Origin of the sequence: Nitrosomonas oligotropha, from assembly GCF_009833085.1 — a bacterium.
Taxonomy (GTDB): Bacteria; Pseudomonadota; Gammaproteobacteria; order Burkholderiales; family Nitrosomonadaceae; genus Nitrosomonas; species Nitrosomonas oligotropha.
In genome coordinates this window covers 21748-30544 of the sequence record NZ_QRBZ01000019.1, presented here as the reverse complement: position 1 = coordinate 30544, position 8797 = coordinate 21748, and the positions used below count along the sequence as shown (strand labels likewise).

Sequence of the window (8797 nt, the reverse complement as noted above, 5' to 3'; positions counted from 1 at the left end):
TCGTGCCATAAGTTGTTGCCATTTTATTTTCCTCCTATTAAATAATAATAAGTCAGTTAGTTAATAGAATTAGGTGCTTAACATGAGAGATCATATTCCCCTGTTAAGTACCTGGTTAGACAGGTGCTCTCGTCATGAAAGTTCCCGTCAATCCAAGAAAGTCAAACTATGCATTGTGCAACGTCATTGTTACCTTTGCGTTGAATGCATCCGCTATTTTAGAAATTAATAATCACTATTTCAAGTAGTTAACCTGCCAGCACTGCGATCCCGGATAACAAGCTGTGTCATAAAAACGTAAAAAAAATGTAACTGTCATAAAACTGTAACATTGATTCTATATAACGGTTGCCACCTTAGATGACTCACTTTTTCAACCCTGGATCAACGACAGATGAAGAAATTATTCAGACTTACCCTGGCAACCGCAGCGTTAATCAATTTAGGTGTTCTATCCAGCGCCCATGCACTCGATTTATATGTTGATACAAAAACCAAGCAAATTTTTGCGGAACCCGGCCCTGGCCGCGTTCATATGGGCACATATGAGAAATCAGAAAAAGCATCGGCCAAGAAAGAAGCTTCTAAAAGCATATTAGCAACACCTGCACAAACTGCCACCCCAGAGGACCGGACAGCGGAGGCGGAGAATAAACCGGCGGGCGACCGCTTGGTCAGGTTGCGGGAAAAAGCTGAGAAGGAGCAGATGAAGAATCAGGTTTCGGTGCTTGAGGAGCGTGTCAAGGAAGTTGAAAAAATACACGGGAACTTTGATGATCGCGGCCTACATTGGTCAACCAAGGACGGCAATTTCTCAGTATCGATGAATGGACGGATTCAGCCAGCCTCGCAATACAACTTTATCAATGACCCTAGCCCCGCTTTCGGCGCGAGTACCGCAAACGAATTGAATAGCGGCATGAATATCCGCCGTGCACGTTTGGGCATCGAAGGTACCTTTTATAAAATCTGGGATTACAAGTTCGAATATGACTTCAGCCGGGGCAACGGTACCGTCGGATCGGGAATTACCGATGCGTTCGTGCGCTTGAATCATACCGATGCGCTTTCTTACAAACTGGGCTCGTTCAAGGAGCCGTTCAGCTTGGAAGAAGCCGCCAGTAACCGCTATCTGACTTTTATCGAACGGCATATGTCCGTCAATTCGTTCGTCGATAACCCCAATACCTATAAAACGGGTATCGGCGCCAATTATGCGGTTAAGCGATTTCAAACCGGTATTGCTTTCCAAACCGAACCCATCGGCGGATGGTCTTCCGCATCGACTTCCGTCAATGCCAACGGTAACCAGAATCGTAACAACGGCTCCGGCGACACCGGCTGGCAAGGTATTGGCCGTGTCAGCGGCAGACCTTGGATGATTGATGACACCAAGTTTTTCCATGTCGGTGTTTCTGCCGGACATACCGATGTCAACACACAATATCGCGCCGACGGCACCATGGTCGGAGAAGGTCAGATCGGTGGCGGCGGCGGTATGTCGTTCTTTGCCTTTCCGGGAACCAACGTGGATCGCACCAATATCCTGAATACCGGTAACCTGAGCACCGGTGCGTTGAACGACCCCAATCGCCGTCAAGTCACCAGTTATGATCGCTACGGCGCGGAAAGCTGGTTTGTCTACGGACCATTCTCGGCGCAAGGCGAGTATTTGCGCACCAATATCAACGGTGTCGGTTATGACAGCGAACACCTGACCGGTTATTATGGCTTTGTCAGCTACTTCCTGACCGGTGAGTCGAAGGCCTATCACGTCAGAAACGGCGCGGCAAACCGCATCAAGCCTAACCGGCCCTTTCATTGGAACGGCACCGGCTGGGGCGCATGGGAAGTTGCATTCGGCTATGATTACATTGACATGAATTCCGGCGTCATCAAAGGAGGCCGCGCCGACATGGTCAGATTCGGCTTAAACTGGTATCCGCATTCCAATGTTAAATTTCAGGCCAATGTCATTCATATGCTGGATATCAATACCGCAGCAACGCCAACCACGAATACCAATGGTTACTCGGGCGGTGCCGGAGCGCGTACGCATGGCTGGAACAATGGCGATCTGAGTGCATTCCTGACACAGTGGACGATTGATTTCTAAAAACCCGCAGCTGAAAAATAGTGCAAAAATCGAGTATTCAGTGCGGTTTCCTGAATGCTCGATTTTAAAAAGCTTGCAATTTATCAACGCTTACGTTTTTACCCGCATGACAGCATTGGAAAACATGCGTTAACATTTTCATGCGCGGCATCTTGAATGCCGTCATTTACGCCGCATCATCTCAAATAGGAGAATGAAATGTCGCAACCTTATACCTTCAAGCAACTCACCGCAGCAATTTCAATGGCAATACTGATTGGCTCCACCAGTGTTGCCAATGCACAAGCGGTTATTAAAATAGACGGGTCCAGCACCGTCTACCCGATCACCAAAACCATCGCGGACAACTTCCAAACCGCAAAAAAGAACGCGATTAACGTTACCGTCGGCGTTTCCGGCAGCGGCGGCGGTTTCAAGAAATTTTGCCGTGGCGAGATTGATATCGTGAATGCTTCCCGCCCGATTCTGAATAGTGAAATGAAAGATTGTAAAAGCGCCCGCGTGCAATATGTCGAAATACCCGTGGCATTTGATGCGCTGACGGTGGCGATCAATCCGGAAAATTCCTGGAGTACGTCAATGACCGTCGCGCAGTTGAAGAAAATCTGGGAACCTGCGGCGCAAGGTAAAATCACCCAATGGAATCAAATCAACCCGGCATGGCCGGATGAAGCCATAAAGCTATCCGGCGCTGACGAGGATTCCGGCACTTACGATTACTTCACCGAGGCCATTGTCGGCAAAGCCAAATCCAGCCGTCATGATTTCACTGAATCCGATAATGACAATGTGCTGGTAAACAATGTGGCGGGTAATAAAAACGGCTTAGCATTTTTTGGCTTCGCCTATTACATCGAGAATCAGGACAAAGTAACCGCCGTTGCGATTGACAGCGGCAAGGGCGCGATTCTTCCTTCTGCCGAAACCGTGGAAAATGGCAGCTATCAGCCGCTATCCCGTCCGGTTTTTATTTACGTCAATATCAAGGCGGCTGAGAAACCCGAGGTCAAGGCATTTGTGGAGTTCTATATGAAAAATGCGCTTCTCGCGGTAAAAGAAGTTAAGTTCTTTCCTCTCCCGCCCAGAGCTTATGCCACCATGCTGGAACACTTCAACAATAAACGGGCGGGCTCGGTATTCAGCGGTAAACCGGCAATCGGTCTTACGATTGACGAGCTGATCAGGCGTGAAGACCGGCTGCAATATGAGAATTTCTAAAAAATATCGTTCGCAGCAATAAATACATCCTCCACACAACAGCGCCGGGCAGAGATCTTACGGAAACACTCGCCCGGACTGTTGCCTCCTTTTTCATGCGCGGATTCTCCATCATCACGCGACCTTAACCGTTATCGATGTTAGACTGTATCCTGCCTTAATGCATTGATCGGTTTACCGGTATTGATAAATTTTCAAAAAATCCCAGCATTCATTTATGATATGAATGATTTTGTGTAATTAAACCGGCCTCATCGCCGCAGAGCCATCCATCCTGACCATGTCTTTTAGCCCGATTATTTTGTGGACCGATGCGCTGATCTATTTGTTTGTCGCCATTGTATTTTCTGTCGTCTGGTATGTCCGCCGCCATGAACATCTGCTGGCGCAATGGAAACGCGTGGGACATAGCGCCAGCGGCATGTCCTCACTCACCGTACTGATCTTTTTCCTGACGGTTGGCTTGCTGGACACGGTGCATTTCCGCCCTGCGCTGGATCACAAGAATAATCAGGGCGAGACGATTTATAGCGTCGAAGTGCTGAGTTTGCTGGATGTGCTGGTAGCGCCGTTACGCACGCAAGTGGAGAAAACCTACTCCGCGCCGCTGGCAGCGCATTTGTACGCCAAAGAAACCATCGAGCTGGATGGCAAACAAGTACGGACTTTTGCCCGGCTCCAGTTTGGCGGCGCACATTTGCAAGATCCTGACAAGGAACACACTGCCGATATCACGCAACTTGCGTTAAAAGGCTTGGCCTGCGGTTTGCTGATCTGGAGCGTACTGTCCGTTGGCTTAATCGCCCGGCTATCGCAACGCAGCCGGCAGAATTTCGCGCTATACCTGATGGCCATCTGGCGCCGCAACACCGAAATTCCCTGGCGCGCCATCTTGATCACCTTGCTCATTTTGTTGCTCATCATCGGCTGTATCACTGCATTGGCTGGGCATTATCATGTGCTGGGCACCGACAAGGTCGGACAGGATATTTTGTATCAATCGCTGAAAAGCATACGCGTCGCGCTGGTGATCGGCACGCTAACCACGCTCATCATGCTGCCGTTCGCATTATTGCTGGGCATTATGGCCGGTTATTTCCGCGGCTGGGTCGATGATGTCATTCAGTATATTTACACGACGCTGAATTCAATCCCCAGTGTTTTGCTGATCGCCGCAGCGGTATTGATGATGCAGGTGTATATCGAAACCCACCCGGAATTATTCGACACCATTGCATCGCGCGCCGATCTGCGGTTGCTGTTTCTCTGCATGATCCTGGGCATTACCAGCTGGACCGGTCTGTGCCGGTTGTTGCGCGGTGAAACGCTGAAACTGCGCGAACTGGAATATATCCAGGCGGCGCATGCATTCGGCGTTTCGCATTGGCGCGTCATCAGCCGCCACATTTTGCCGAACGTGATGCATATCGTGCTAATCGCCACGGTAATGGATTTCAGCGGATTGGTGCTGGCCGAAGCGGTGTTGTCGTACGTCGGCGTCGGTGTCGATCCGTCGATGATCAGTTTCGGCACCATGATCAACGCGGCGCGGCTGGAAATGGCGCGTGAACCGATGGTGTGGTGGGCCTTGCTGGCGGCGTTCAGTTTCATGTTTACCCTGGTGCTGAGCGCCAACTTGTTTGCCGATGCGGTACAGAATGCATTGGACCCGCGCATCCGGACATTACGGCAACGCACGGTACTGCCGCGTTTTGGCAAAAAAGATAAGCACGTGAAAGACAACGCGCCCGAAGCAACCGCAGCGGCAAAATCTTCCCCTCATCCATGAATACCTTGCTGGAAATAGAAAATCTCGAAACCGTGCTGCACACCGGCGATGCGCCGGTACGCGCCGTTGATGGTTTGACCCTGACCATCTCACCCGGGGAAACATTTGCGTTATTGGGTGAATCCGGTTGCGGCAAATCAATGACAGCGCTGTCGATCATGCGCTTGCTGCCGGATGTTGGTGAAATCGTTGGCGGCAAAATCAGCATCGGCGGCACGGATTTGCTGCAATTGCCCGAAACCGGCATGCGTAAAATCCGCGGCAAGCGTATCAGCATGATTTTTCAGGAACCGATGCTCAGTCTCAATCCGGTTCTGACCATCGCCGAACAAATCGAAGAAGTACTACAGCAGCATTTGAATCTATCGCACGAAGCCATGCAAGCACGCATCCGGGAATTGCTGGAACAAGTCGGCATACCCGATGCGGCACGCCGCATGCATGAATACCCGTTCCAATTTTCCGGCGGCATGAAGCAACGCGTCATGATCGCAATGGCGCTCGCCGGTGAACCGGAACTGCTGATTGCCGATGAACCGACCACCGCGCTGGATGTCACCATACAAGCACAAGTGCTGGATCTGATGCGGCGCATCCAGCAACAGAAAGGCATGGCCATTTTACTGATTACGCACGATCTGGGCGTGGTGGCGGAAATGGCGCAACGCGTCGCGGTGATGTACGCCGGTGAAATTGTCGAGCTGGCAACCCGGCACGATTTTTTTCATCACCCGCGCCACCCCTATTCGCAGCAATTATTCGCCGCATTGCCCGGAAAACAGAAACGCAATCAAGCGTTAACCGTCATTCAAGGCAATGTGCCGTCACTGGCGCAGCAATTTAGCGGATGCCGGTTTGTAGACCGCTGCAATCAGGCGCTGGCACAGTGCCGCGATACCGTTCCACAATGGCACACGATTTCCGGTCAACATCAGGTCCGCTGTCATTTATATGGCAACAACGCCGTTCAAGCCGCTGCCAGCGCCACCCCAGCAGTGCAGGAAGCCGTGCACGTAACGCCATCGACTCCACTGGCAACGGATGACGTACTGTTGCAAGTCACTGACCTGAAAGTGCATTTCCCGATTCGCAAAGGCTTGTTCAAACGTGTCGTGGGTCACGTCAAAGCAGTCGATGGTGTGTCGTTGAAAATTGCCGCGGGCAAGACGCTGGCGCTGGTGGGCGAATCCGGTTGCGGCAAGACCACGATCGGAAAAAGCATTCTGCAATTGATCCAGCCCACGGCGGGCAATGTGCGGTTTAAGGAACAGGAACTGAACGGATTGAGGCGCAGTCAGTTGCGGCCGGTACGTTCGCAGTTGCAGATCATTTTTCAGGATCCTTATGCTTCTTTGAATCCGCGCATGCGCATCATTGAAATCCTGCAAGAAGGCATTAATGCTTTAAAAGCTTATCAAACCGGTTACTCCGGCAACGATACGGCTGCATCCGCTCAGTCTCCAGAAAACGAAATCGATGCATTATTGCAGCGTGTCGGCCTGCCTGCTGAGGTAAAATGGCGCTTTCCGCATGAATTTTCCGGCGGACAGCGGCAACGCATCGCGATTGCCCGTGCCTTGGCGGTCAATCCCAAATTGCTGATTTGCGATGAACCGACCAGCGCCCTGGATGTATCGGTTCAAGCACAGATTCTGAATCTGCTCAAATCGCTGCAAAATAATTTAGGACTTGCATTTTTGTTTATTACCCACAATATCGCGGTTGTCGAGTATCTGGCCGATGAAGTGGCGGTGATGTATCTGGGGCGTATCGTCGAACACGGGCGTATCGACGAGGTGATGAGCAACCCCAGGCATCCGTACACACAAGCGTTATTGTCGTCGGTTCCGCACATTGAAGCGGATCCCGTGCGGCACATCATTCCGCTCACGGGAGATTTACCGTCACCGGCAGCACCGCCGACGGGCTGTCATTTTAATCCGCGCTGCGCGCATGCCATGCCGGTTTGCCGCACAGCCTATCCGCCAGTCAGCTCGTTCAGCGCCACGCATAGCGCCCATTGTTATCTTTATTCACAGGAACACAGAACTACCGATTATGAGCATTGATCAAGAAGTATCGCGGCGGCGCACGTTCGCCATTATTTCCCACCCGGATGCGGGCAAAACAACGCTGACGGAAAAATTGCTGATGTACGCCGGCGCGATTCATATCGCCGGTAGCGTCAAAGCGCGCAAAGCCAGCCGCCACGCCACTTCGGATTGGATGGAAATCGAGAAGCAGCGCGGCATTTCGGTGGCCAGTTCGGTCATGCAAATGGAATACCGCGATTGCGTCATCAATCTGCTCGATACCCCCGGCCACCAGGACTTCTCGGAAGACACCTACCGCGTGCTGACCGCCGTCGACGCGGCATTGATGGTGATCGATGCCGCCAACGGCGTCGAAGCGCAAACGCTGCGCCTGCTGGAAGTGTGCCGCGCGCGCAACACGCCGATCGTCACCTTCGTCAACAAAATGGACCGCGAAGTACGCGAGCCGCTCGATCTGCTCGACGAAATCGAGCGCACGCTCGGCATGACCACCATTCCCTTCACCTGGCCGGTCGGCATGGGAAAAAATTTCCACGGTGTATGCGATCTGCAAAACAATGGCATGCGGGTATTTCAGCCGGGATCGGACCGCGTCGACAATGAAAACGAAGTGATCGCCAGTTTTGACGATCCGCAAATCCAGCAACGCTTCGGTTCAGGACTGTCCACCGCAATGCAGGAAATCGATTTGATCAAAGGCGCGTCCCCGACTTTCGATCATGCCGCCTTCCTCGCCGGTAAACAAACCCCGGTTTTCTTCGGCTCAGCGATCAACAACTTCGGCGTGCGCGAAATTCTCGATGCATTGGTCGATCTGGCCCCGCCGCCGGAATCACGCAATGCCATTCAGCGCGAAGTACAGCCGGATGAAAAGAAATTCTCCGGCATGGTGTTTAAAATCCAAGCCAACATGAATCTGGCGCACCGCGACCGCATCGCCTTCGTGCGCGTTTGCTCGGGACACTTCAAACGCGGCATGAATTTGAAGGTCGCACGCAATGGCAAGGATATCCGCACCAGCACCGTCGTGTCCTTTTTATCGCAGCGCCGCGACATTCTGGAAGAAGCGTACCCCGGCGACATCATCGGCATACCGAATCACGGCACGCTGCAACTGGGCGATACCTTGACCGAAGGCGAAGTGCTGCAATTTACCGGACTGCCCTTTTTCGCGCCGGAAATCTTCCGCACCGTGGAAATCGCCGATCCGTTGCGCAGTAAACAATTGAAACTGGGATTGGCGCAACTGGGAGAAGAAGGCGCAATCCAGGTATTCCGCCCGCATTTGGGCAATATGCTGTTGCTGGGCGCTGTCGGTACGCTGCAATTTGAAGTGGTCGCGCACCGCCTGCAACATGAATACGGTGTCGCGGCGCGCATCGCTTCGGCCAAATATCAATTGGCACGCTGGATTACCTGTGACGATCCACGCGAATTGCAGCGCTTTATCGAAGCCAATTCGCACCGCATCGCTTACGACGCCGTCGATGCACCGACATTTCTGGCCTCGTTTGGCGCGGAACTGAGTGTGGCGGAAGAAAACTGGCCCGCCATCCGTTTTCATAAACTGCGCGAGCACGCCGGACTGGTGTTTCAGAACCACATGAACGGATAATAAAA

5 protein-coding genes are annotated in these 8797 nt (G+C 52.2%); all 5 read left to right on the top strand.

Annotated features, from left to right (window positions below; genetic code table 11):
• The first annotated feature begins 394 nt into the window (after nucleotides 1-394).
• The 5 genes from ABD07_RS06520 (at nucleotide 395) to ABD07_RS06500 (ending at nucleotide 8792) form a co-directional block, all read left to right on the top strand.
• Entirely contained in the window at nucleotides 395-2116 is a 1722-nt protein-coding gene (locus ABD07_RS06520; protein WP_160817629.1) for an OprO/OprP family phosphate-selective porin, read from the top strand.
• 198 nt (nucleotides 2117-2314) lie between these two features.
• Nucleotides 2315-3334, top strand: coding sequence for a PstS family phosphate ABC transporter substrate-binding protein (locus ABD07_RS06515; protein ID WP_160817628.1), 1020 nt, complete (start codon nucleotides 2315-2317; stop codon nucleotides 3332-3334).
• Between the two features lie 280 nt (nucleotides 3335-3614).
• Nucleotides 3615-5123 carry an ABC transporter permease gene (locus tag ABD07_RS06510; RefSeq protein ID WP_160817627.1) on the top strand — a complete coding sequence of 503 codons (1509 nt, stop codon included), beginning with the start codon at nucleotides 3615-3617 and terminating at the stop codon, nucleotides 5121-5123.
• Nucleotides 5120-7192 (top strand): ABC transporter ATP-binding protein, encoded by a 2073-nt coding sequence (locus ABD07_RS06505; RefSeq protein ID WP_160817626.1) that lies wholly within the window; start codon nucleotides 5120-5122, stop codon nucleotides 7190-7192. Before ABD07_RS06510 ends, ABD07_RS06505 begins: the two co-directional genes overlap by 4 nt.
• Nucleotides 7182-8792, top strand: coding sequence for a peptide chain release factor 3 (locus ABD07_RS06500; RefSeq protein ID WP_160817625.1), 1611 nt, complete (start codon nucleotides 7182-7184; stop codon nucleotides 8790-8792). Before ABD07_RS06505 ends, ABD07_RS06500 begins: the two co-directional genes overlap by 11 nt.
• Nucleotides 8793-8797 lie beyond the last annotated feature (5 nt).

Excerpts from the sequence above, each read along its gene's own strand:
- ABD07_RS06520 (WP_160817629.1), top strand. The coding sequence starts at position 395 with ATGAAGAAATTATTCAGACTTACCCTGGCAACCGCAGCGTTAATCAAT.
- ABD07_RS06515 (WP_160817628.1), top strand. The coding sequence starts at position 2,315 with ATGTCGCAACCTTATACCTTCAAGCAACTCACCGCAGCAATTTCAATG.
- ABD07_RS06510 (WP_160817627.1), top strand. The coding sequence starts at position 3,615 with ATGTCTTTTAGCCCGATTATTTTGTGGACCGATGCGCTGATCTATTTG.
- ABD07_RS06505 (WP_160817626.1), top strand. The coding sequence starts at position 5,120 with ATGAATACCTTGCTGGAAATAGAAAATCTCGAAACCGTGCTGCACACC.
- ABD07_RS06500 (WP_160817625.1), top strand. The coding sequence starts at position 7,182 with ATGAGCATTGATCAAGAAGTATCGCGGCGGCGCACGTTCGCCATTATT.